The organism is Paenibacillus solisilvae (genome assembly GCF_042656405.1).
Classification (GTDB): domain Bacteria; phylum Bacillota; class Bacilli; order Paenibacillales; family Paenibacillaceae; genus Paenibacillus_Z; species Paenibacillus_Z solisilvae.
The window spans coordinates 40,193-65,667 of the sequence record NZ_JBHSOW010000030.1 but is presented as its reverse complement, the minus strand read 5'-3'; the positions used below and the strand labels follow the sequence as shown (position 1 = coordinate 65,667).

Genomic DNA, 25,475 nt, shown 5'->3' with positions numbered 1-25,475 from the left:
GATGACCCAGTCGTGCTTGGTTGGCGATCAATACGTGCTGGTTGACGCCAATGCGTGCTCCGCGGCGATCTTTGCATGCTGGGATGACCCAGTCGTGCTGGTTGGCGATCTTTGCGTGCTGGTGACGCCAATGCGTGCTCCGCGGCGATCTTTGCATGCTGGGATGACCCAGTCGTGCTGGTTGGCGATCTATTAATGTGGACTGGACGGCGAGTGTGAGTGTTGATTATTTGTAAAAAATATCGAAGTTTACATCATGAACCGGGTAATGTTAAATACACATGATGTGTGCAAGATTTCACCAGCCAAAGAAACCTCTAACCCCATTAGAACATGGGGTTAGAGGTTTCTTTGGCTGGCGGTCCGCACACCGGTCGTGATAAGCTGCTATCTGTATCAGATGATCGAACAAATCGCTGGATCCTTAGTGATAGTGGTTCGTGCTTAGGTATTCAAATCCGGGCGTTTACCGGTCACCAGATAAACGACGCTCTCGCCGATATTAGTGGCATGGTCGGCGATGCGCTCGATGTAACGGCCAACGAAGCTGATTAGGCTGGCCTGCGAAATTGTCTTCGGGTTCTCAATCATGAGGGCGAACAAATCACGGATAACCTGGCTGTACAGCGCATCCACCTGGTCGTCGTCTTTGGCCATTTTGTAAGCCAGATTGACGTTCTCCTGCACATAGGACTGAATGGATTCGTAGATCATCTGCTGAGAGATCTCGGCCATTTGCGGCAGGTCGATCAGGGGCTTGATCAGCTCCTGTCCCTCGAGCCTCAAGACCACCTTGGCGATATCGACGGATAAGTCCCCCATTCGCTCAAGATCGCTGGCCATCTTGAAGGCAATCAGAATACGGCGAAGATCCTTAGCAACCGGCTGCTGCGTCGCAATGATACGAGCACCCAGATCATCGATTTTCTCTTCCAGCAGATTCAGTTTAATATCTTCTTTAATAATCGCCTTCGCTTTGTCAACGTCAACGGCGGCCAATGCTTCCATCGCCTCACCAAGAACAGTCTCGACGATGTTCCCCATTTCCAGCAGCATCACCTTCAGCTGCTCCAGCCCCTCATCCAGCTCTTTGCGTTTAACCAAAAGGCCGTCCTCCTGTTCCATGGGTCGACCGAAGTCTCCACATTATTGTTATGATCAGCCAAATCGTCCTGAAATGTAATCGTCCGTTGCCTTTTCCGATGGATTAGTGAACATCTTTTCCGTATTATCGTATTCGACGACTTTGCCTAAGTAGAAGAAGGCTGTTTTATCCGACACTCGGGCAGCTTGATGCATGTTATGGGTAACGATGACGATTGTGTAATCCTGCTTCAGCTCAGCGATCAGCTCCTCCACCTTAGCGGTTGAGACGGGGTCAAGGGCAGAAGCCGGCTCATCCATCAGAATGACTTTCGGTTTAACCGCGATGGATCGGGCTATACACAGACGCTGCTGCTGACCGCCGGAGAGTGCAAGCGCGGAGTTATGCAGACGATCCTTCGTTTCTTCCCACAATGCAGCCTTCCGTAAACATTCTTCAACGATCTCATCCAGCTGTTTCTTATTACGAATGCCGTGGTAGCGCGGGCCGAAAGCGATGTTCTCATAGATCGATTTGTGAAAAGGATTAGGGCGCTGCCAGACCATGCCTATCTTCTGTCGAAGCAGGACGACGTCAACGCCAGGCTCGTTAATATTCACACCGTCAATTAGAATCTCCCCAGTCGTCCTTACTCCGCCGATCGTATCGTTCATCCGGTTCAAACTCCGGAGAAATGTGGATTTACCGCAGCCGGAAGGCCCGATTAACGCGGTCACTTCCTTAGGAGCAAATTCAAGCGACACACTTCTGATTGCTTCCTTCTCGCCGTAAAATACGCTGAGCTGTTTGGCTGCTAATCCTTGTTCATGTACCATATGAAAGCTCCTCCTTATTTAGTAGCGGTAAATTTACGATGCAAGGCGCGGCCGATCCATCTGGCTGAGAAGTTGAACAGCAGAACCATAATAAGAAGTACAGCTGAAGCTCCAGCAGCAATTTGTCCCGCATCAGGCGCCAGACCTTCACTGTTGATTTTCCAAATATGAACGGCTAACGTTTCAGCCGGGCGAAACGGGTTAAGCGGCGAGAATGGACTAAGCGGATTCCAGTTGGTGAAATCCAGACGAGGCGAGCTCATCCCAGCTGTGAAGAGCAGTGCGGCTGCTTCACCGAATACACGGCCGGAAGCAAGTACGGTGCCGGTTACAATCGTTGGCATGGCGATCGGAAGCATGACCGAAGTAATCGTCTTCCAGCGGGACAAGCCGAGCGCGAGGCTGGCTTCCTTCTGCTCACGTGCTACTCCGCGAAACGACTGCTCCGTAATCCGGACCATCAGGGGCAGATTGAATACGGTAAGCGCAAGCGCACCTGAAAATAAGGAGAAACCGAGTCCGAATAACTGTACGATAACCAATAAGCCGAACAAACCGACAACGATGGATGGGAACGATGACAATACCTCAACGACGAGGCGGATCGTGTCGGTCACTTTACCCGGTCTTGCATACTCACTCATATAAATTCCCGCTCCGATACCAAGCGGAATCGTAATGATCAACGTTAGTACTAATAAGAAGATGGAGTTAAACAGCTGCGGTCCGATACCGCCTCCAGCTTTGATCGTTTGCGGTGCAGAGGTTAGAAAATGAAAGCTGATATGCCCGACTCCGCGGAAGAGGATGTAAGCGAGCAAGCCCGCCAGCAATAAGACGATGAAGGCAGATACTGCAATAATGACGCCTGTAGCAATCCGATCGGCAAGTTTAGCGTTCATCGTTTATTTCTCCTTTCCAGGAAGCGGACTACGAATACGAATACGAAGGTCATTCCAAGCAAAATTAAAGCAAGTGACCATAAGGCGTTATTGTGGGCCGAGCCCATTACTGTATTTCCCATATCCAGCGTAATGACGCTTGTTAGGGTTGATGCGGATTCAAACAAGGAATGCGGAATATGTGGAGCATTACCGATTACCATCTGAACTGCGAGTGCCTCGCCGAAAGCACGGGACATCCCGAGGACAACACCGGTTAAAATAGCCGGAAGCGTAGTTGGAATGACAATACGGTAGATCGTCTGCCAGCGGGTTGCACCCAGTGCATAAGAGCCTTCCTTTAATCCAAAAGGCAATCCGGCCAGAGCATCCGTAGCAATAGTCGTAATGGTAGGCAAAATCATAATCGCAAGCACGATGGAGCCGGCTGCAATACCAATCCCTTGTCCCGGGAAAAGTTCACGAAGCAGCGGGACAACAACGCTTAAACCGACAAATCCGAATACGACAGAAGGGATACCGGCAAGCAGCTCAATGACTGGCTGCAGAACACGACGGCCGATGCCAGGCATAATTTGTGTCATGAATACGGCGGCACAAACCCCAAGCGGCGCAGCGATGATGGCGGCCAACAAAGAGGTGCTGAAGGAACCGAATATAAACGGCAAAGCACCAAACAGCTTCACATCGCCTTCCGGGTCCCACTTTAAACCGGTTAGCAGCCCGCCCAAGCTGACGCCATTGACGAAGAATGTGCTTAAGCCGCGAGAAGAGACAAAATAAACGATGGCAATAATGGTAACGACTAAAAGCAAAATACATAGCGTCGTATATACCTTACCTACCCACTCTTCTACAATGTGCGGTTGCGCGATTCTCCTTGTCGTATTTGGTTGTCCTGATGATCCATATTTATTAGCAGCGGGCCGCTCCATATTTTCAATCTCCTCAGTGCTTTACGAGGCAGGAATCACCCTGTAAGCATCATCTTTGTATACTAGCCAAGAAGAAACGGATAATGCCGTTCAATCCGTCACGGTAAAAGGTTTCTTCATCTTTGAATGGAAAGTAAGCTCTAGAACGCTCAGTCCGCTCATTGTCCGATCATTAACGTAAAGCCAAGAGGCAGATTGCTCTGCCTCCATGACTTATCCAAATCATTTGATTTCCTTGAATCAGCTAACACATTTAAGTCATTTGAATCTTTTGTTCTGTGAATCGCTTATTTGGTCACGTTACCGTCCACATCACGTTTTACTGTCATTTTACCAACTGGGATGTAACCAAGTTCTACAACATCAGCGTTTTGAACTTCATCGCTTGTGATGTAATCCAAGAATGCTTTTGTAGCTGCATCAGGCTCGCCTTTTGTATACATGTGCTCGTAAGCCCATACCGGATAGTCGCCAGTCACGATGTTTTCTTCTTTTGCTTCCACGCCTTCGTACTTCACCGTTTTAACGGAATCATCCAGGTAGGAAAGGGCAAGATAACCGATAGCGCCTTTTGTATCTGCAACCAGCTTCTTAACTGTACCTGAGGAATCCTCTTGGATGGATCCTTTAAGATCTTCGGATTGCGTGCCCAATGCGTATTTCTCGAAAGTTTTACGTGTACCTGAGCTGGATGGACGGTTAACGATTGTGATTTTCTCATCTGCGCCGCCAAGCTCTTTCCAGTTCGTTACTTTACCTGTGAAGATGTCAACCAGCTGTGCTTTCGTCAGGTTGTCTACAGTTACGTCTTTGTTAACTACTGTAGCCATTGCAACTACAGCCACTTGATGGTCAACCAGGTCTTTTGCAAGTGCTGCATCAGCGTCAGTGAATTTCTCTTCGGCGAAGATATCGGAATTACCGATTTGTGCTTGTCCGCCAGCTACCTGCGTAAGGCCGGTGCCGCTTCCTCCACCTTGCACTTGAACCGTGATGCCGCTATATTTGGAATCTGCCATGAACTTCGTTGATACTTGCTCAACAAGCGGTTGGAGTGCCGTAGAGCCTACTGCAAGAACGGAACCGCTAAGAGCTGCATCCCCGCCGGCGTTTGTGGTTGTGTTCGTTGAACCGCTATTTTGTGTATTGCCGTTACTGCTTTCATTCTTCGAACCGCAAGCCGCCAAACCAATCGTCAACATGAGAGCTACTACAACTAACAGTACCTTTTTCATTTCTCTTATTTCTCCTTCCGTTATCCACGGGTTATTTGTTTACAAGACTCATTGTATAGGCTGGGTATTAGACTGATATTTTCTTAGTGTTAACGCAATGCAAAAATGAAATAGATTTATTGAATAATTATTAAAAAACATATAGATTTATTGTATAGATTGCAGCCTGAGGAGCCTTAAAGTCATGAGTTTATTAAAAATGAGGATTTTAGTCCTATTAGAAAAGCTTAAGAAAGTCACGGCTGTTGCAGACGAGCTTGGGATGAAGCAGCCTACAATCAGCTTTCATATGCGTAAGCTCGAAGAAGAATGGGGCGTACCGCTGTTTGAAATGAAGACCGGCAAGGTGATGCTGACGACATCCGGTAAGCTGCTGCATCATTACGCAGAGCAAATTGACCGCATCTATAATGAAGCTCAAAGCCGCTTCCATGAGCGCAAGCAAAGCGGTCGGCATACCTACGTGATCGGCAGCATAGATGCAGCCTCCGCAATCTTGCTTCAGGGCAGCTGGTTTAAGCGCATAGCTGAAATTACAGATATGCAGTTCTCCTTCACAACCGCTTCATCGGGCGATCTGTTCGACAGCCTGCTGGCCGGTTCCATCGATCTTGTGCTTAGCGGCGGTTTGCCTGCATCCCCCCTGCTTCATCATGAGCTTGTACTGGAATCTTCCCTTTCTCTTTATATACCGGATCAGCATCCACTATCTCAGTCACCTGGAGTTCCTTCCTATCGCTTAGCCGGCTCGCCCTTCATCCAAGTAAACGAGCCTTCCCTTCAAGCTGCAATCAAGCAGTGGGAGAACAGCGAGCGCATCACTTTACAAACCGACTGGCACACGGATCGGGTAGAGCTTGCACTCAGTGCTGTCAGGTCCGGACTGTGCTTAGCCATTCTCCCATCCAATCTGAACAGCTTTCAGCTTGATGGGATTCAGGTTATCCCGCTTCCCGGGCAGAATCAGGTCTGGCAGCTCTATGCATGCTGGCGCAGTGACTATTGGAATCCGCCGCTCCTGCAGCGCATTCTGCAGCTGCTTCATAACAAAAAAACAGATAATCCGACACTGTTCTGAGTTCGGGTTATCTGCCTTTATAAGATCTATTTTATTAGGACATGCTATGGGAAGCTTCCTTCCTTATGAGTTGAGATCTGGACGCGAGCCGGTAACTAAATAAACGACGCTCTCCCCGATGTTGGTGGCATGATCTGCGAAGCGCTCCAGATAACGACCGACGAAGCTGAGTAAATTCGCTTGAGAAATCGTGGCCGGATTCTCCATCATGATTGTAAAGAGCTCACGTATGATCTGAGAGTAGAGGGCGTCAACCATATCATCGTCTTTAGCCATCTTGTACGCCAGATCTACATTTTCGAGCACATAAGATTGAATGGATTCACGCGTCATCATCTGCACGATTTCCGTCATTCGCGGCAGATCAATAAGCGGCTTGATCAGCGTCTGCCCTTCCAGCCGAACGACAACCTTGGCGATATCGACGGAGAAGTCACCCATCCGCTCCAAGTCGGAAGCAATCTTAAAGGATACGAGAATGCGGCGAAGATCCTTGGCGACCGGCTGCTGTGTGGCAATCAATGCAGCTCCGAGATCCGAGATCCGCTCTTCAATCCGGTTAAGCTCCTTATCTTGAACGATAATCCGCACCGCTTCCGATACATCCAAATTGATAAGTGCCGTCATTGCTTCGCCAATCGCTTTCTCTACTCGCTGTCCCATATCAACGATAAGATCATGTAACTCCTCAAGCCCTAGATCAAATTCTTTGCGTTTCGTCATCATCGTGAGGTCCGCCCCATTCTTAAATAATTAAATCAGCCGAATCGGCCGCTGATATAGTCTTCTGTACGCTGATCTCTCGGGTTGGAGAACAGCTTCTCGGTATCCGAATATTCAACAACCTCACCATTCAGGAAGAAGACGGTTTGGTTGGATACGCGTGCGGCTTGGTGCATATTATGGGTAACCATTACGATGGTGTATTTGTCCTTCAATTCTTGCGCCAGCTCTTCGATTTTGAGCGTCGAAATGGGATCCAGCGCAGAGGTTGCTTCGTCCATCAGCAGGATATCCGGATTAACGGCTAAGGCGCGGGCAATACACAGACGCTGCTGCTGTCCGCCGGACAGACTGAGTGCTGAGCGCTTCAAATAATCCTTAACCTCATCCCATAGAACAGCCGAGCGCAAGCTTGTCTCGACGATCTCATCCAGCTTCTGTTTGCTTTGGATCCCATGCAGACGGGGACCGTACGCGACGTTGTCATAGATGGATTTAGGAAACGGATTGGGCTGTTGGAAGACCATCCCCACCTTCTTGCGAAGCGTCTCCACATCCACTTCCTTCGAGTAAATATCGGCTCCATTCACTGCGATCAATCCTTCGATCCGCGTGTTCGGAATCATGTCATTCATCCGGTTGAGGGAACGCAGGAGTGTGGATTTACCGCAGCCCGATGGTCCGATAAAAGCTGTGATCGCCTTCTCGGGAATCTCCATCGAAACATTCTTCAATGCATGGAAACTACCGTAATATAAATTAAGCCTCTCAATGTTAATCAGCGTTTGTGTAGCGGTCTGCATGAGCGGTCTCCTCCAAATGATTCAGTATACAACCTGTATCGTATAGTACCATTGTCATTGTCATATGTTCGTTTTGTAAATTTAATATTAAATTTATGATTTCTGCCCTTCGCGATCGAACGGGCGTAAAAAATTTCGCGGCCAAAACGATGAGTCTGGATGATCATTAGACGGTTCTTCGGATAAAAGAATGAATAATCGCGGAATCTGATCCTTCTGCTGCCGCTCGCTCGTTAACCGGAATTACTGCTTGAAAGACTGGCTCAGCCTCTAAACATGTAACCGACATTGTTCCCAATGTCAAAATAAGCTAAATTCCGCGGTAATCAGACACGAAAAAACCGCATGGCGTGTAAGAGAACACTCGCATGCGGCTTTTACTTCTGTGATAGGAAGAATCTAAACTTGAACAGCTTCTACATGTTAGTTAAATCTATGACAAGAACACCGAAGACAAATAAACCACCTGGAGCCAGGACCCCAAATGGTTATTCCTATGATCAATCCTAAACGTGACAACACGATGTTTCTTCAAGAATCTGATTTGTTGCGGTACGCGGCAATCTAATAACCATCGTCGTTCCTTTACCTAGTTCACTTTGAATTGACATATACCCATGATGGGCCTCAATGATCTTAAAACATACCATTAAACCGAGACCCGTCCCTTTTTCTTTCGTCGTGTAAAATGGCTTCCCCAGGTAAGGAATTTGATCCTCAGAAATACCAGGCCCTTCATCCCGGATTACAATTTGTAATGCAGATGTATCTGAGTCATCCATCAACACGGTTATATTACCCCCGGACGGCATAGCCTCTATCGAATTTTTAATCAAATTAATAAAAACCTGTTTAAGCTGATTAGGTTCGCAAATAATTCGTGAATCCTTCGCATCCATTTCGAAATTCATTTGCACATTGTAAAGCAGCGCTTGAGGCTGCAGCATGAATATGACGTTATCAATAATTTCCTTTAGATCCATTTCCACAAATCTGTCCGTATGCGGCTTGGCCATGCACATAAATTCATTGACGATCTGGTTAATTCGTTCAATTTCGACCAGCATAATATCTACGTAAGAGGTTTCCTTTGATTTCAACAGCTGTAAAAAACCTTTGAGTGCGGTTAAAGGGTTGCGTATTTCGTGTGCGATGCCAGCGGCCAGCTCGCCGACAATGGAAAGCTTCTCCGCTCTTCGAATAAGGTTTTCCGACTTTCTGCGCTCGGTCATATCTCTTATGACTGTTTGGATAACGGGAATCCCGATATGTTTATGGATATATATGGACGACACCTCAACATCCAGCTTTGTCCCATCAAGACGCTGAAGTTCAAGGCTGGCGAACTCCATAAAGCCATCTGTTTCCGTTACCCGATTGATTCTTTCTAAAAGAGCATCATGATAACCTGGACAAGAAAACTCAAAAACCGTTCGTCCGACTATATCTTCTTCAGATTCGGCGTTAAATAACTTAAGCGCCATATCATTGACGAAAGTAATGATATAGTCTCTGTGCAGGACGATAGGCTCAGGTGATAACTTCAGTACACGTCTATATTCGCACTCTCTTTGCTCAAGCTCAAATACAGCCTTTTTCCTTTCCGTAATATCCCGAAACAGCAGCTGTACAGCTAGATTCCCATGAAATTGAACCGGCACAGCTTTGAGTTCTACATCGATGAATTCCCCGTTTAGCCGGGTGATCCGTTTATCGAGAATTTCAGAGGATTGTTTAGAAGCAAGTTCTTCCGGCAGTATGGCCAAATCATCCTGCTGTAAAAATCGGGTTATAGGTTGTCCGACAAGCTCCTCCGGTCTGGCAGCACCCATAAGGCTCACGGCTGCCGGATTTACAAATGTAACTCGATCACCCTGATAAACAACAATAGGCTCAGGAGAGCTTTCGATCAATACGCGGTAACGCTCTTCGCTTTCCATTAATCGGGCTTCAGCTTTCTTCTTCTCGGTAATGTCTCTTTCGACACCGACGAATGCAATGACCTCTCCATCATCGTCCTTCATTGCAGAGATCGTTACATTTGCAAAAAAAGAGCTTCCGTCTTTTCTTAACTTTGAGACTTCAAATCCACAATATTCTTCGCCTTGAATAATTCGTTCATATAATTGGAATTCTTCCGCCTTATTCTCTTCCGGTGTCATCGGCAGTATTTGTCCGATAACCTCATCTTCCATCCATCCGTGAAGTTCCTCAAACTTCTTGTTGACCCCTAATACTCTTCCTTCTAAATCGACAATTACAACCCCGTCTGAACTCAAATCTAGGAAAGATGTTATTAATCTAGATGTATTTAAGTTAGAGAATATGGCTTTTATATTAATCACCCTGCTTCATTGATGTAACAACATGTTCCCTTCTTTTCTGCATCATATCCCAAACAATAGGAAAAATAAACATCTAATATTAATAACTTTTCGTTTATTAAGAGATAAGTTAATTTATTAACTTTCAAGTCAAATAAATGGTTATGAACGTACTTGTCAGTGTGAGCGGCCGGTAAAAAGCCGCATGCCGGTTCTTCCGGCAAGCGGCTCTATTCTAAATATTCGCAATCATCCCAATCTCGTTAATCGACCTTCAATAAGACAGACATCGTAGCCAGATCGTAACCGTTGTTCTCCTTCAAATGCTTAATTACATTACGGGCATGCAGCGGAGAATGTTCGACTGCCCTGGAGAACGATTGGATGAGCTTAATGACATGTTCATTCTTCAATTCGCTCTTATGATAGGCCGCCATCCCAACGAGATGGAAACGGATGAGCGCAACATTCACAATCAGCACGACAAGCCCCATAAATACCCCCTGCTTGCTGATGATCGGCAGAAAATTTCGGTACAAATAGTTAACGATATAATTCTCCAAAATATAGTCGTTGCCGTTCAGAAACGCCTTATACACCTGATGACCTTCCTGGTATAAGCCCACGCTCTCCTCTTTTAGAGAAGCTCCGGTATAATGAATGCCCTGCAGTCCCTCCATTACACAAAGAAGATAACGTTTATTGCTTATGCCCATGAACAAATGAAGGTCAAGCAGCCGCCGCAGCAGCTCCATCTGTGTGTGCAGCTCAAATGGCATAGCGGTAATACGCTGCTCATATAGTCCATTCCTGACGTTCTTCTCAAAAGCAGCAATCAGACCCGGAATTGCCTCAATCTCACCGCGTGCAGACAGATGATTCTCAAGCTCCTCATAAAATAGACCCAGCATCAGCAGCCTGTCTGCCAGCGTATACTTCCGATTCTGTATCATAGCAATCGATAAAGTCCGGAGTTCCGGAAAGTACTTGGTTTCGGGCCTCAGCTTATCGAGCATATCCATATTAATTTGACTGCTTATAATATGACGCGCATCCATCGATTCTTCAACATTCGTAAAGGTCATTCCCTCCGGATTGAGCAAGGCCACGCGGGCTACTTCAGGACATGCAACCGTAGCCGATAACTCATAACTGCCATTAATGATGCTGGTCGTCCGCGGGTAGGTCATACAGAGATTGGAGAGATATTTCTCCCCCATATTCTTATGTATTGAGCATAATTTCTCCTCGTTCAACGCCGGGCAGCTCATCTGTTCATTCAATACGATTTCCCCGTATTTCTCCGGGTCTTGACTCGACTCATTCCTCCGAATGAAAGAAGCCATTGTGATTTCAACTTCCGGGTTCGCTTCATAGAACTCAAACGTTTTCCTATCGATGTCAATCTTCCAACCAGAGCAGCAGGTATCTTCGCAAGCAGAGCCAAGACACGAAAATTCCTTCATGTATGCTGGGACATGTATCATTCGTTGATTCATAGACTCCTCCATTCGAGCTTTCTATCAGCATCTGCTCGCAGTAGTAGAAAAGACTTATTTACTCATATAGTAACGCAGCCTCATCAATTCTGTAAACCATTTTTTAACATTCATGGAAATATATTATTTTCTCCTAAAAATCAACAAAATTCTACATCAATTCAGGCCATAAAAACCTCCATAACCATTGAATTAGCCTCTATACAAAAAAACCACATCAGCACCTGCCTGATGTGGTCCTCTATTATTTAACCGCATTATGTTTGGTTGTTAGTAGGAACAAAGCCCTCTTAACCGGGATGAATTCCATCGATAATCTTGCTTGTCAGCGCATTTTCCTGGAATTGATCCAAAGCGGAATCCGGAATACGAGATTAATAAGCAGCACAACAAACACGAGGACAGCTGCTGCTTTCTCAGCGATTTCCTGCGCATCCGGCACGATCGCTTCCGACTGCACGTACCAGAGATGAACCGCAAGCGTGGCACCCGGCGAAAAGAGGCTAAAATCCCAATTTTCCCCCGAGGTGGATACCCCTGCAGTCAGGATGATAACGGCGCTTTCTCCGAATGCACGTCCGGCAACGAGACAGATCCCCGTAATAATCCCGTTCAGAGCAACCGGTATCAGAACCCGGCGTATCGTCTGAAGATGTGTGCCGCCAAGCGCAAACGAAGCGTTCTTCATTTCAACGGGCACAGCGCGAATCGCTTCTTCCGTTACCCTTGTCAGCACAGGCAGGTTAAGGAATGCCAGACTGACCGCACCGCCGAGAATCGTAAGCCCCACACCCATCGCCTCTACGAAGATCGCGATACCGAATAGGCCGAATATAATCGAAGGCACAGATGCGAGCCCTTCCACGCAAATACGAATAAAAGCGATAAATTTGTTATTTGGCGCAAATTCAGCCAGATAAATGCCCGCAGCCATCCCAAGCGGAATGGAGATGACCAGCGCTATGATTAAGACATAGAAGGAGTTGAATAAGGCTGGCCCGATACCGCCGCCTTCATCGATTTCGCTTGGCAGCCCGTAGAGGAAAGCAAAATCCAATTTGGGCAGTCCCTTTTGCAAAATGAGAAATAACAGACCGCAAATAAACAGTATGGTAATGATTCCGACAAGCCATACCAGCACTGTAAAAGCGCGGTTATAGAAATGATTTAAGCTTTTATGCAAGCGGAATGGATTAACGGGGGCTTTGGTCCCTGCACTCATTTACTTCACCCCTCTGCCTTGAATCAAACGAACCGCCACAATCATCAGCAGTGAAATGATAAGCAGAATAAAGCCCATCAGATACAATGCATAGTTCCAGGTGGAATCAAACGGTACATTCGCAATCTGCATCACGATATTACTTGTCAGAACTGCAGTTGGCTTGAACAGGGCATCCGCCAGCTGCGGCGTATTGCCGATTACCATAACGACCGCCATGGTTTCTCCGATTGCCCTTGCCATGCCAAGAATAACCGCATACATGATACCGCTTTTTGCAGCGGGAAGCACAACTTTGAATACCGTTTGAAACCGGGTCGACCCAAGCGCGTAGGAAGCGTCGCGATATTTCTTGGGAACTACGACAATCGCATCATCCGTAATGCGGCTGATCGTCGGCAGAACCATAATTGTCAGTACAATGGCGGCTGCAAGAATGCCATCCCCCATGTTCGTTCCCGTAACGGTACGCAGCATCGGGATTAAAATGGTCAAACCAAGAAAACCATACACAACCGAAGGGATGCCTACGAGCAAATCGAGAACGGGGCGCAGCATCGTTTTGAGCCAGGACGGCGTCATCTCCGCAAGAAAGACAGCAATAAGAACCGACAGCGGCACGGAAATAACCATCGTAAGAAGCGTCAGCGCGAATGTGCCGAATATAAAAACAAATGCGCCGTATTGATCATTCTCCGGAACCCATTCGGTAGAGAAGAAGAAATCTTTAACCGATACGGTTTCGAACGTCAGAATTCCGGTGCGTCCCATCAGGAACAGAATCGAGAACAAAATTAAACATACGAAAATTGCACAGGCAATACAAATAATTTTGAAGGTTCTGTTATAGAACGAGAGCCTTGTTTTGCGGTCGAATGTTTTGCCGGAGCTGGATTTCAGGCTATTCCCAAGCTCCCCGGCCGCATACGTTTTACCCGGTGACGGCACTTCTAACATTTCATTCTCATCCTCTCGGAGCTATTCGTAAAGAGAACCAGCTACCGGCGCGGTGCCGATGCTGGCTCTCTCATTCCCTGCTAATCGATATGGAAAACGACTATTTCTTCATTGCGGAAAGCGGGATGAATTTAAGCTTTTTAAGGGAACCGTTTTGGAATTTTTTGCTTTGTACATATTCGATGAAAGCTTTCGTTGCGCCAGTTGGTTGGCCCTTCGTCATATAGTAGCCGTATGCCCATACTTTGTATGAACCATTGATAACGTTAGCTTCAGTCGGGGCAACATTGTTGATTTTTTGTGCTTTCATTTTGCTTGTTACGTATACAAGATCGATGTAACCAATTGCATTTGGCGTTGTTTCGATCGCTGTTTTCATATCACCGCTGGATTTAACTTCTTTGTAGTTAGAGCCCTTCGTCATGAAATCTGTGCCTACAAGAGCTTTCATTTGGAAGTTGACGCGCGTGCCGGAACCGAACGCACGGTTTACTACAACGATATCGGCATCAGAACCGCCAACCTCTTTCCAGTTGGTGATTTTACCGGAGAAGATCCCCTGCAACTGGCTGGTTGTTAAGCTGTCTACTTTCACATTGCTGTTCGTTACCGCTGCGAATGGGATAACCGCAACTTTATTGGCTACTTGTCCATCAAATTTCTTAAAGCCCGGTACGTCTGTGGAAGCATCCCAGTCGCAAGCGCCGATATCCGCGATACCTTTGCGCACCGATTGCGGTCCTGTTACAGAGCCTGCAGCAGATGCGGAGATTCTTACTTTAGGATTCAGCTTCTTGAACTCGCTGGCCGCTTGAAGCGACAGCGGCAGAAGGGCGGACGAGCCGTTGATGACGATTTTACCACTAAGTTTGCTGGCTGCACTGGCAGCTGACACCGAGCCAAATGCTACAGCAAGCGCAATTACGGTAAAAGTGATTGATTTTAACCATTTCATTTTCATTGGGTACTATTTCTCCTCTCGAATATAAGAACGTATTATGATTTCGTTACTTTTTTCCATGTACCATCATGATTAACAAGTACTTGTCCATTCTGAACAATGGCAAGCGGAGTACCTGGTGCTGCGATGATCTCCGTTACATCAGCCGGGACATTAGCCACTAATTTTTTAGCGCCTGATGTTAAGTTGACTTCGTAGATTTCTTCTTCAGATGCGCCGTCAACCAAGGCAAATGCGATGTCGCCTGCGACGACAGCTTGAAGGACATCTTTATCGTCAATCAGCTTCGTTACAGTCTTGTCTTTGGCAACAGCGATCAGCGAAGAAGGCCTGCTGTCCTCGACGCTCACATAAATCGCTTTGCCGGCATCAGCAGTCGCACCTACGTAGATTTTGTCATCGGCGGTTGCTGTCAGCTTCACCGGCTTACCGTCTTTAACCGAGGAATCGTAAGAGTAAAAATGCGGCTCAGTACCTGTCATATCAATGGCTACATCATCAGAATCAACCGGCTTGCTCGCATCGGCAGTTACTGCGCCCGGTTTGATTACCGTGTAGATAAAAGATTTGCCGTCAGCAGAAACGCTAAGGTTGGATTTGTAGTCGACTTTATCATCGAGAACCTTGGTAATTGTGCCGTCCGCAGGGTTCAGCTTGGCGATTACACTGCCTTTGTCACCTTGCAGAAAATAGATGGACGAGCTGTCAGCCGACCATACCAGTTCCGGCTTAATCGTATTATCCGTTGTCACTTCAGCTGAGTTGCCCTTAGCCAGATCAACGACATACACCGCCCCGTCTTGAACTGTATAAGCTGCTTTAGAACCATTCGGCGCTATTGTTAGACCCGATGCCTCCGTGGAATTCAACAGCTGCTTGTAGCTGCCTGTCGCTGCATCTACAACATAATCAACGCGTCCGTCTTCAGTAACTTGAGAAGCCAGCAAATGTCCTGCATCGATCCAGCTCGCTTGATCAGCTTGGATTTTTTGAACGGCATCCACCCATACTTTGCCGGCATCGTCTACTGAAGTATCAACGCCAAGTGCCTGTACGAAATCCTCAAGCTTGATGTAATACGATTGGTTAACCGCCTCTACAGCAGCCTGGAGATCAACTGACGTACCATCGACAATCGCTTGTTTGGAGGATGCTTTCAGGTCAATTGCATGATCCTGGAAGTAAGCAGTGACACCGCCTGCAGGGTTGATCACGAACAAAGCTCCTACCGCAGTACCAAGGTCACGCACCGAAACGAGCGGTACTCCGTTTACCGTAACTGTCCGGACTGTTGTCGCAGCATCATTGACGAACAATGAATATTGCTGTGTTTCGATTGTCGTTGTTACGGCCGAAGCGGAGACCACGCTGATTGCGGAAGTGCTGATAGCTGCTGCCAAAGCGGTAACTAGAATCGTTTTTCTCATGGACATTGGGACCATATCACCTTTCTAGAATGGTTTCTTTGTTTATATAATTGAATCTCCGACCACCCCCAGCTTGCTCAAACGCCGGGCAACTCTACCTCCCAAAAATTACGTATGCTGTGTATGTACAAGCCTGATTATAAAGTCCTATTGTTAAGCGACCGTCAATCAAACATGTAAATATTGTTAAATGACCATCAATCTTCCGTTGAGAAATTGTAAAACTTTCCAGCAGCCGGCTCAGACGTGAAAAAGCCCCACTACGAAAAGTGGGGCTCTGCCTGACATCATCCAGAAGATTGTTAATGAGAAGCGGAGTACTGCTCCTGTTCAGCGGCTGGATCCAGCTTCTCTCTGCTCATGGCAAACGCCGCGATTAAGGCAATGACAGACGGGATAATCGCCCAAGCAAAGGTTTGAGCAAGGGAGGATGATAATGCCTCCGAGATCTTATCTAAGACTTGAGTAGGAATTTTGTCCCGGGTCTCTGGGGTTAAAATTTTACGCGGATCGCTTAGATCAACACCCTCAGGCATCTGACCTCCGCCGCTGCCAAAGGCAGCTGCCAATTTATTCAAGAAGGTATGGCTTTGAATAATACCGAATACGGTAATACCAAGCGTCATGCCCAGTGACCGAAGGAAGTTAAGCGTCGAACTTGCGGAACCGCGCTGTCTGGCCGAGAAGCCATGAATAGCAGCGTTGCTTAATACCGAGAAGGATGCGCCGATTCCAAGGCCGATGAGAATCATGAATATGGTCACCATGAAACGTGACGTACCCGTAGATAACGTCGTAAGCAATGCAATCCCGACGACCAGCAGCGCCAAGGTTGGAATCATGATCGACCGGTATTTGAATTTCGCCAGCATGGAACCGCCGCCTGCGGCTGTAACGACCGAACCGACCATCATCGGAAGCAGGACAAGTCCGGAATTGGTTGCCGATCCGCCAAGCACGCCCTGGATAAAAATCGGAATGTAAATCGAAGCCGTGATGAAGGCTGCGCCGCTGAACATCGCCATGATGTTGCTTGTCGCATACAGACGGTTCTTGAACATGCCGAATGTAATGATCGGTTCCTCTGCCCGTCTTTCAGTCATAATAAATGCAATAACCAGCACAGCAAATGCCGCAAACAAGCCGATGATCATGCTGGAATCCCAAGCATACTGTTTACCGCCAAGCTCAAGCGCGAACATGAGGCACACGATCGCCGCTACAAGCGCAAAAGCGCCCATGAAGTCGATTTTTTGCTTGGAATGCTCCACAGATTCCTTGTAGAAGAAAGCGATCATAACAAATGCGATAAGTCCAAGCGGCAGATTGATGTAGAAAATCCACGGCCAATCGATGTAATCGGTAATGTACGCACCAAGAAGGGGTCCAAATATACTGGACAAGCCGAATACGGCGCCGAATAATCCACCCAGCTTACCCCGTTTATCCGGAGGTACAACATCGAACATAATGGTAAATGCGATCGGCACCAATGCACCGCCGCCGATACCTTGAATGGCCCGGTAGATACTCAATTGAATAATGGAATCAGCAGTACCGCATAACGCAGAGCCCGCCATAAACACAATAATACCGAAGATGAAGAAACGTTTGCGCCCATACATATCTGATAATTTGCCGAAAATCGGCATTCCGGCCATCTCTGCAACCAAATAGGCAGAGGTCACCCACATTAATTTATCGAAGCCGCCGAGCTCCCCGACAATCGTGCCCATTGCTGTTGCCACAATCGTGTTATCCATGGAAGCCATTAGAATGGCGAGCAGCAGCCCCGCTACGATAATTCCCATGTTATTTCCTTTAGCCATCGTCTCTTTCCCTCCACCTTTTGCGGTTTTCCTTAACATTCCACATCCAACTCAAGGTAATTCCTTGTGGGCGAAATTCCAGCCAGGCACGCTGCAGCTACAATTCAGGATCATGATCCGACCAAGCCTGCTCGCCTTCCTTCATAATAGTAAAGCTGCCATTCTTGATGTCTGCGATAATTTGATTCAACCAATTAAGCTCGGCTTCTGCCATAACCAGCTTGTATTCCTGCTCAATCAGGAAAATCCGTTCGACACCTTTGCCCATTACATCCTCGATTAATGCGCGACGCTGCGCTGCATCCTCTCCAAGAAGCTTCGCCCGCTTGACCAGCAGCTGGATCGTCTCCTGGGGTGCAATGTGAGCAATGAATGATAAACCCGCGGTAAATTGGGGATATTCATTGACTGGAGTGTCGATGATCGATCGCAGCCAAGCATGAAATTCCTCTCTGCCCGTCTCTGTCGGTGCGTAGATCGTTCTTTCGGGATGTTTGCCTTCCCGCTGCGTTTCCACAGGTTCAATCCGCGCTTGGTTAAGCAGCGCATCCACTACTGAGTAGAGTGAACCATGATTCAGCTTAATGACATCAGATATACCCCGCTGTTTCATTAAAGCAGAAATTTCATAGGGATGCATCGGTCTCTCGTTCACCATCGATAAAACAGCCAATGCCAGCATGTTGGTTACTTTTCGTTTGGTCACACATTCGCTCTCCTTTATGAGGATGTTCGATACCGTATAGTTTATTTAGACTATAAAATTTCGGATATTCATTGTCAAGTAAATAAAAAACGACCTCGTCCATCGGTTGATGGACAGAGATCGTATGGAATCTAGCTTTAACTGCTGCATACAGGATTGAAACTTAACGCTCTTCTACGAACCGGTTCGTAAGGGCTCCCAGTTTCTCAATCTCAATCGTCACCTCGTCACCAGGCTTCAAATACACCTGTTTCTCCACCGGTAACCCAAGCACTACCCCTTCAGGCGTTCCTGTCAAAATGATATCCCCCGGCACCAGCGTCATATGCTGGGAAATATAGCTCACAATCTCATCGCAATGAAAGATCATATCCGAAGTGTTGGAGGATTGTCTTACTTCGCCGTTAACCGTCGTCTTAACGGAGAGGTCATTCGGATTGCCAACCTCATCCGCAGTCACCAGGTACGGTCCAAGCGGACTGAAATCATCGCAGCTCTTGCCAAGCAGCCATTGCTGGGTTCTGAGCTGCAGATCACGGGCTGACAGATCATTGACGTTGCTGTAGCCGAACACATAGCTAAGCGCATCTTCTTTGGATACATATTTGGCTTCCTTCCCGATGACGATGACCAGCTCAGCTTCATAATCGAGTTTATTGGTCACTTTCGGCACTGCAATATCATGCAGATGACCGGTTAGCGTATTGTTAAACTTGTTGAAGAGGATCGGATATTCCGGGATTTTCGCATTCGTCTCTTCCGCATGCTTGCGGTAATTCAAGCCGACGCAGATGATTTTATTCGGATGGGTCACACAAGGCCCCCATTGAATCGCGGATTCCTCTAGCTTAAAAGCCTGATTATCGCCCTTTGGGAGCGTTTTAATATAGTCTTCTAAAGCTTGAACCGCAAACGCTCCGCCTTCAATTACTTCCATGACGTTTGTGGAAATACGCGTATGCGGCGGGTACAATTCCAGAGCCTGTTCGATATCGATGATACCTGCCTCTGTGTGAACACCGAGCGCATAGCGCCCTTCTTTGGTAAGGGTTACTAGTTTCATAGAATGATGACCTCCGTTAAGTAGAATGAAATAGAATTATTTCCATGAGCTTACGCATTTTTGCCGAAAACAGCCCCGCCATCGACATATAACGGGGAACCCATGACGAACTTCGATTCATCGGAAGCCAGGAATAAAGCAGCCGACGCAACATCCTCCGGAAAACCAAGCTCCTCGCTGAGCTGCCGTTTCTTAATGCTCTCGATTGCCGCAGACGGATCATCATATGAATTTTTCAAATAATTTTCTACGAAAGGCGTCATTATGGTCCCCGGAAGAAGAGCGTTGACCCGGATATTATAGGAGGCATAATCCACCTGCATGGATTTGGTCAGTGCAAGTACGGCCCCTTTGGTTGCCGCATAGGACGCCCGGCGCGCCAGTCCGATCTCAGCGACGCAGGAGGACATGTTAATGATCGATCCGCAGCGCTTCTCGATCATATGCGGCAGCACATATTTGCTGGTCAGGAAAACTCCGCGGATATTCACATTGACGACTTTGTCCCATGCCTCAGGTTCGATCTCATGGAGCAGACCTACACCGCTTATGCCCGCATTATTGAATAATACGTCTATCCGGCCATAAGCCTGAATGATTTGATCAACCATCGCAGACACGGAGTCTGGATCCGTAACATCCCCTTGGAAGAAGCTTGCTTGTCCGCCTGCTGCCTGAATCTCACGAACGGTCTCTGTACCGGTTTGCTCCGATACATCATTGACGATTACTGCTGCCCCCTCCGATGCGAAGAGCAGTGCTGTGCTCCTCCCGATGCCCGAACCCGAGCCGGTAATCAGAACCACTTTATCCTTCAATCTCATCGTGTTCACTCCTCCAATAATTTCACTCAAGCCGATTCCAATCTAGACGGCTATTGCGATTGTTCGGATAATCGCAGCGCTAATCGGCTAATCTCCTGCTGCGTCTCTGCCGCTTTGGTCTCCCATTGGTGAAGCGGCATCGAGCAGCTTACTGCGGCAATAACCTCTTGTGCCTGGTTGAAAACTGGTGAAGCTACGCAGCGGAAACCAACAACTGCTTCCTGATCGTCGAGTGCATACCCCTGCTCCTTAATCTGCTTCAGCTGTATAAAGAGCGCCTCGCGGTCCTTAATGGTGAAGGCGGTCATCGGCAGGAGCTCAGTCTGCGGATAAAGCCGCAGCCATTCCGATTCCGGCAGCTGAGCGAGCATGACTTTGCCTAATGCTGTGGCATGCACCGGAAGACGCATACCGGGCTCGGATAATAACCGGACAGGAGTTAGCGCTTCCACTTTGCCCATGTAGAGGATATAATCATCCATTCGCTTAGCCAGCTGAATTGTCTCCTGCAGCCGGTCGCGTGCGGCAATCGCTTCACTTTGAAAGGCATCATGAAGATCGAATTTCTGGATAATCGAAGATCCGAGTGTCGCAATAGCTGTCCCAAGCGCATAGGTGTCTTTGCTGCTTTTCTTAACCCATTGAAGAGCTTCCATCGTTTGAAGCAGCGAGAACATCGAGCTCTTGTTAATCTCCAGACGATTGGAAAGATCGATCAGCTTATTCTCACCCGGCTCTTGTGCAATCATGGACAATACCCGATCCGCCTTATCCAAGGCAGGTACCCAGTACTTTCGTTCCTCTGACATTTCATCGCCTCGTTAATCCGAACTTAAGTTTAATATAGAAAACCATATTCTTGATACAAAACCAATTACTTTTACTATACTCAATTGCCCGTCCCTTATCAATAAGAAAAAATCGAGAGACTCATTCCCCGGGAAATGAGCCTTTCGATTATATCCATTTTATTCAAATTAATTGGATGCTGCCGCTTCTTGTTTGACAAATGTCGAGCGTTCAATCAATTCTCTGAGCTTCTCTTCAAACGCATCGCCGTCAATGGGAACAGTAACCATTTGCTTTGTAAAGGATGACATCATTATGCCATTGGCAAGCTGCAGGGAATTGATGCCTTCCGTACCGTGAGCAATTAAATCTTCACAGCCGCTTAAGATGGATTGAACGAACTTACCTGTAACAACGGCATGTCCGGCAGGCTGCTGTATATCGACCTCAATCTCATGCGCATCCCATTCCACATTCTGAAAGCCTTCTTTCGTTCGTGCCAAATGCTCAAGCACTGAAATCCGGTTGCGATATAGGGTAAGCTTATCGTTCTCATAGACTAATCTTCCATTTTCTCCTACAATTTCCATTCGGTTTGTGCCCGGCGATTCCGCAGTCGTCACGATGAAATGCCCGATCATCCCGTTATCGTGCTCGAAGTAAGCGGTCACCTCATCCTCTACTTCAATTCGGTGATATTTGCCGATGCTGGCATGACCGCTTATCCGATCCGGAACGCCAAACACCCATTGATAGAAATCCAGATTGTGCGGACATTGGTTAGTCAAGATGCCGCCGCCTTCTCCTGCCCAGGTTGCCCGCCAGCTTCCGCTGTCATAATAAGCCTGGGAGCGAAACCATGCTGTGTTTATCCAGGTTGTCCGCATCAGCCTTCCAAGTTCCCCGCTGTCCACCAGTTCTTTGATCTTCTTATAGAAGGGCAGCGTTCGCTCTTGAAACATCATGCCGAATACGAGATGGGGGAAGCGCTGCTTCGCAGCTTCATAAGCGTCAATTGTCTCTGCAGCATCCTTCACATGGACAGCAAGCGGCTTCTCGCAAAGGACATGAATCCCCCGTTTGAATGCATCAAGCGCAACTATTTTATGATCGAAATGAGGCACAGCGATAATAACGGCCTCAAGTCCAGACCGCTCCAGCATGTCGGAATGGTTACTGTATGCCTGCGCACCGGTCATCTCTGCGAATTGCTCCGCCCGTTCCCGATCTTGATCGCAAACACCGACAAGCTGCACATTCGGCATCTGTCTGAGGATGCTGATATGTGTTCTTCCAATATTGCCGAGCCCTACTAAACCGACCTTCAGCCGCTGCTGTTCTGCCGGTTCCCGGTTATCCAGCAAAGCCTTAAGAGCCTTTACCGCGATACCGAACCGCTCCGGATCCGTCGCTTCCGGGTGCGCCTTGTGAAGATGCGGCTCAACCGACAGGAACAAATTCGTTTCTTTCCGGCTCAGCACGTCCAGTAGTTCCGCAATCTGCGCATCGCCGGCTCCCGCCGGTACGAACATCCCTTTATCTGCAGAAGCATCTTTGATATGGACATAAGCGACATAGGCTTCCAGCTTCCGGTAGGCTTCATCGAAAGGCCGAACGCCGCTTAAGACAAAGTTGCCCGGATCGAAAGCAAGCTTTAGTGCGGGCGAGGACACCGCCTGAAGCAGCTCCAAACAGCGCTCATCCGTACCTGCGTACAGGCCGCCTCCATCATTTTCCAAAACCAACGTGACATTTCCTGCTTCAGCAAGCGCTGCCAATTCAGTCATCCTCCGGATAACCTCTTGCTTATAATCCGCGGGGTCGCTGCCTTCCGGTATATAGTAAGAGAACACGCGGATGAATGGTGTCTGGAACAATTGAGCAAGCTCGATTGCCCGTTTGGCCGCGGCCAATTGCGGCTTGAAATCATCAATGATCGAATATTTGCCGAGCGGCGACGCAATGCTCGATACCTTGCAGCTATGCTGCTTAATGAGCGCATTGGCCCGCTCTGCTTCCTCATCCGTCAGCTCCAGTATATTTTTGCCCCACAGCCCGCGCAGCTCCAAGTGATTCATTCCGAGCTCTGTAATGACGTTAAGCTGCTCTAACAAATCAGTAGAAGCCTCATCCGCAAATCCCGTTAACTGAAACAAATCGGCTCACCATCCTTCGGCTATTCATGAATGTCCTGCTCTATTCAAGGGTAGCAAAAGAAGACGGCAAACGATTTGTTCGACATGACAAGAACCTGTGCGTTATTTTGCTGAAATTGACTTTATGATCATTCTTCGATATTCATTCGGCGATATACCCTCCAGCTGCTTAAAAACCCTGCTGAAGTGAGATAGATTGGAGAATCCGGAAAGATAACAGATGTCTGTGACAGACCGGTTCGGCTCTATCAGAAATTCGATTTTCGCTTGGTTGATGCGTCTTCTGTATAAGTAATTGAAGATGGTCACGCCCGTGACTTTACGGAATATCCGCGACAAATAGGAACGATTCAGATGCAGTTCCCTCTCCAGCTGGGCAAGCGTCACTTCATCCCGGAAATGCTGCTCCAAATATGCCAATGCTTGACCCACATGCTGGTCCTTCTCCTTAGCATGTCTGCTTTGCTCTAGAACCGGCTTCTGCAAGAGACCATAAATGACGAACAATACATCCAGAAAAGCAAGCCGGAAGCGGTCGGAAGCTGCCGGTTCCCGGAGGCTGTACAGTCTATCCATCTTGGCTAAAATAGTCTCAAACTCTGCTTTCTCAGCAGACTCCAGCCTGATCATGTAATTGCTGAGCCGAACGAAAGGCTCGAGTGCATCCACATCGAATAACTGTTCAGACGCGGCGCGAATATAGGTGGGATCAAAATTAATAAGCGTTCGGACATAAGGATGTCCTTCCAGGCTGCTGGGCGAATGAAGCGTCATGCCGTGCATAATAATGAGCGTGCCTGGAACGAGCGAATGGATACGGTCGCCAATCAGATAATTGCCTTGTCCCTCGTGAAAATAAAAGATTTCATAGTTATCATGAGACTGGAAGCTCCCTGCCCTTGCAGGCGAGCTCTTCTTATATTCATATTTCAGCAAATAGAAGGAATCTTTGGATGCATCCGGTATTAACCGTTCCTTATCGAACATTCGCTGCCGAACCTCCTGAACGTAAGCTGTCACTCCTTCTTCGATTTTACAGCAAAAAGAAGCGGCCAACGAGTGAAAATCAATCGCTGACCGCTTCTTTATATCCCGTATGACTGCTATAGCATCACTTTCTTGCCTGTTCTCGCGCTCTCAACCGCGCCAAAAACCATCGCAACGCTCTTGATGTTATCCAGACAATCCGTCTCTGCCGGACGGCCTTCCTCAAGCGATGCGAACATCTCATCAAAGCAGCCGCGGTGACCCTCCTGGCCCTGCCACTGCGCAGTGACTTCAACCTTCCTCATTGCACTGTGAAACTCCTGCGGTTTGGATGAATCGACCGCTTCGGCTGTCGGCAACTCCGATCCGTTCCAGAGCGCTGTGCCAGTGCTTCCGATTGCGCGCCAATCGGCTTCCCAGGACGTATTCATTCCTTCGGAGCACCATGATCCGCGGTAAGTAAATACAGAGCCGTCACTCATCTCGAAGATGGCGATCGCTGATGCATTCCCCTTGTACCAGGATCCCGGAGGATTGTATTCATGACAATAAACCGAGACTGGATCTGCCCCCGTAAGGAAACGCGCCTGATCAAACGTATGAATCGCCATATCCACGATTAGCGGATTATCCATCGCATCGCGGAAACCGCCAAAATGCGCGCCGATATAGAAATCTGCATTCAATGTTCCCAGAGTCCCGATCTCGCCGCTCCTGATGACATCACGATAAGCTCGGATCTGCTTCAAATAACGCCTGTTCTGCATAACCGCATACCGTTTGCCGGTTTGCTTGCTGATCTCCACGATCTCTTCCGCATCTGCGTAAGATTCCGCCATCGGCTTCTCGCCGAATACGTTACAGCCCGCCTTCATCGCCGTTGTCACGATCATCTTATGGCTCGCTGGAATGGTAACGTCAAATACCAGATTGGCATCGGTTTCCTTCAGCGCCACCGATAAATCCGTGAAGGTAGGCACATTCAGACCGCGTTTAGCTTTCATCGCTTTCGCGCTTTCTTCGAAAATGTCGACTAAGCCGACGATTTCCGCATCTGCCCGCTCTGCTGCGTAATCAAGCCAAGCGTTGGACATACCGCCGCAGCCGGCTACCAAGATTTTATGCTTCATATTGT

22 protein-coding genes are annotated in these 25,475 nt (G+C 47.8%); 1 reads left to right on the top strand and 21 read right to left on the bottom strand.

The annotated features are described in order from the left end of the window. Nucleotides 1-444: 444 nt before the first annotated feature. The 5 genes from phoU (ACFPYJ_RS08320) to ACFPYJ_RS08300 all read right to left on the bottom strand — a co-directional run bounded on the left by phoU (ACFPYJ_RS08320) (nt 445) and on the right by ACFPYJ_RS08300 (nt 4,992). Nucleotides 445-1,104 (bottom strand): phosphate signaling complex protein PhoU, encoded by a 660-nt coding sequence (gene phoU, locus ACFPYJ_RS08320; protein ID WP_379187635.1) that lies wholly within the window; start codon nt 1,102-1,104, stop codon nt 445-447. 54 nt (nt 1,105-1,158) lie between these two features. Further along, nucleotides 1,159-1,920 (bottom strand): phosphate ABC transporter ATP-binding protein PstB, encoded by a 762-nt coding sequence (gene pstB, locus ACFPYJ_RS08315; RefSeq protein ID WP_379187633.1) that lies wholly within the window; start codon nt 1,918-1,920, stop codon nt 1,159-1,161. A 14-nt stretch (nt 1,921-1,934) separates the two neighbouring features. Further along, nucleotides 1,935-2,822, bottom strand: a complete 888-nt coding sequence (pstA, locus tag ACFPYJ_RS08310; protein WP_379187632.1) for a phosphate ABC transporter permease PstA — start codon at nt 2,820-2,822, stop codon at nt 1,935-1,937. Then, nucleotides 2,819-3,757 carry a phosphate ABC transporter permease subunit PstC gene (pstC, locus tag ACFPYJ_RS08305; RefSeq protein WP_379187631.1) on the bottom strand — a complete coding sequence of 313 codons (939 nt, stop codon included), beginning with the start codon at nt 3,755-3,757 and terminating at the stop codon, nt 2,819-2,821. Before pstC (ACFPYJ_RS08305) ends, pstA (ACFPYJ_RS08310) begins: the two co-directional genes overlap by 4 nt. 287 nt (nt 3,758-4,044) lie before the next feature. Further along, nucleotides 4,045-4,992, bottom strand: a complete 948-nt coding sequence (locus tag ACFPYJ_RS08300) for a phosphate ABC transporter substrate-binding protein (RefSeq protein ID WP_379187630.1) — start codon at nt 4,990-4,992, stop codon at nt 4,045-4,047. Between the two features lie 184 nt (nt 4,993-5,176). Here ACFPYJ_RS08300 and ACFPYJ_RS08295 point away from each other — a divergent pair, with 184 nt between their 5' ends. Continuing rightward, entirely contained in the window at nt 5,177-6,070 is an 894-nt protein-coding gene (locus ACFPYJ_RS08295) for a LysR family transcriptional regulator (protein WP_379187629.1), read from the top strand. 63 nt (nt 6,071-6,133) lie between these two features. Here the strand turns inward: ACFPYJ_RS08295 and phoU (ACFPYJ_RS08290) are convergent, their stop codons facing one another. From phoU (ACFPYJ_RS08290) to ACFPYJ_RS08215, 16 genes are all read right to left on the bottom strand, one after another. Next, nucleotides 6,134-6,793, bottom strand: a complete 660-nt coding sequence (gene phoU, locus ACFPYJ_RS08290) for a phosphate signaling complex protein PhoU (protein WP_379187734.1) — start codon at nt 6,791-6,793, stop codon at nt 6,134-6,136. Nucleotides 6,794-6,828: 35 nt separating this feature from the next. Further along, a complete protein-coding gene (gene pstB, locus ACFPYJ_RS08285; protein ID WP_379187628.1) occupies nt 6,829-7,596 on the bottom strand; it encodes a phosphate ABC transporter ATP-binding protein PstB in 768 nt (255 codons plus the stop codon). 506 nt (nt 7,597-8,102) lie between these two features. Beyond that, a complete protein-coding gene (locus tag ACFPYJ_RS08280) occupies nt 8,103-9,941 on the bottom strand; it encodes a PAS domain S-box protein (protein ID WP_379187627.1) in 1,839 nt (612 codons plus the stop codon). A gap of 242 nt (nt 9,942-10,183) precedes the next feature. Next, complete coding sequence (gene fliB / locus ACFPYJ_RS08275; protein ID WP_379187626.1) at nt 10,184-11,419, bottom strand: flagellin lysine-N-methylase; 1,236 nt, start codon at nt 11,417-11,419, stop codon at nt 10,184-10,186. A 325-nt stretch (nt 11,420-11,744) separates the two neighbouring features. Beyond that, nucleotides 11,745-12,641, bottom strand: coding sequence for a phosphate ABC transporter permease PstA (gene pstA / locus ACFPYJ_RS08270; protein ID WP_379187625.1), 897 nt, complete (start codon nt 12,639-12,641; stop codon nt 11,745-11,747). Next, on the bottom strand, nt 12,642-13,598 hold the full coding sequence (gene pstC, locus ACFPYJ_RS08265) for a phosphate ABC transporter permease subunit PstC (protein WP_379187624.1): 957 nt from the start codon (nt 13,596-13,598) through the stop codon (nt 12,642-12,644). A 100-nt stretch (nt 13,599-13,698) separates the two neighbouring features. Next, complete coding sequence (locus tag ACFPYJ_RS08260) at nt 13,699-14,553, bottom strand: phosphate ABC transporter substrate-binding protein (RefSeq protein WP_379187733.1); 855 nt, start codon at nt 14,551-14,553, stop codon at nt 13,699-13,701. Between the two features lie 41 nt (nt 14,554-14,594). Next, complete coding sequence (locus tag ACFPYJ_RS08255) at nt 14,595-15,992, bottom strand: stalk domain-containing protein (RefSeq protein ID WP_379187623.1); 1,398 nt, start codon at nt 15,990-15,992, stop codon at nt 14,595-14,597. A gap of 296 nt (nt 15,993-16,288) precedes the next feature. Further along, a complete protein-coding gene (locus tag ACFPYJ_RS08250; RefSeq protein WP_379187622.1) occupies nt 16,289-17,815 on the bottom strand; it encodes an MDR family MFS transporter in 1,527 nt (508 codons plus the stop codon). 97 nt (nt 17,816-17,912) lie between these two features. Further along, the gene (locus ACFPYJ_RS08245; RefSeq protein ID WP_379187621.1) at nt 17,913-18,521 is read right to left on the bottom strand and encodes a PadR family transcriptional regulator; all 609 of its coding nucleotides are present in this window, start codon (nt 18,519-18,521) and stop codon (nt 17,913-17,915) included. A gap of 163 nt (nt 18,522-18,684) precedes the next feature. Beyond that, nucleotides 18,685-19,584, bottom strand: coding sequence for a fumarylacetoacetate hydrolase family protein (locus tag ACFPYJ_RS08240; protein ID WP_379187620.1), 900 nt, complete (start codon nt 19,582-19,584; stop codon nt 18,685-18,687). A 50-nt stretch (nt 19,585-19,634) separates the two neighbouring features. Then, nucleotides 19,635-20,408 carry an SDR family NAD(P)-dependent oxidoreductase gene (locus tag ACFPYJ_RS08235; protein WP_379187619.1) on the bottom strand — a complete coding sequence of 258 codons (774 nt, stop codon included), beginning with the start codon at nt 20,406-20,408 and terminating at the stop codon, nt 19,635-19,637. A 50-nt stretch (nt 20,409-20,458) separates the two neighbouring features. Next, entirely contained in the window at nt 20,459-21,217 is a 759-nt protein-coding gene (locus tag ACFPYJ_RS08230; protein WP_379187618.1) for an IclR family transcriptional regulator, read from the bottom strand. A gap of 168 nt (nt 21,218-21,385) precedes the next feature. After that, nucleotides 21,386-23,353 carry a Gfo/Idh/MocA family oxidoreductase gene (locus ACFPYJ_RS08225; protein ID WP_379187617.1) on the bottom strand — a complete coding sequence of 656 codons (1,968 nt, stop codon included), beginning with the start codon at nt 23,351-23,353 and terminating at the stop codon, nt 21,386-21,388. Nucleotides 23,354-23,455: 102 nt separating this feature from the next. After that, a complete protein-coding gene (locus tag ACFPYJ_RS08220) occupies nt 23,456-24,340 on the bottom strand; it encodes a helix-turn-helix transcriptional regulator (protein WP_379187616.1) in 885 nt (294 codons plus the stop codon). Between the two features lie 116 nt (nt 24,341-24,456). Next, nucleotides 24,457-25,470 (bottom strand): Gfo/Idh/MocA family protein, encoded by a 1,014-nt coding sequence (locus tag ACFPYJ_RS08215; protein WP_379187615.1) that lies wholly within the window; start codon nt 25,468-25,470, stop codon nt 24,457-24,459. Nucleotides 25,471-25,475: the final 5 nt, after the last annotated feature.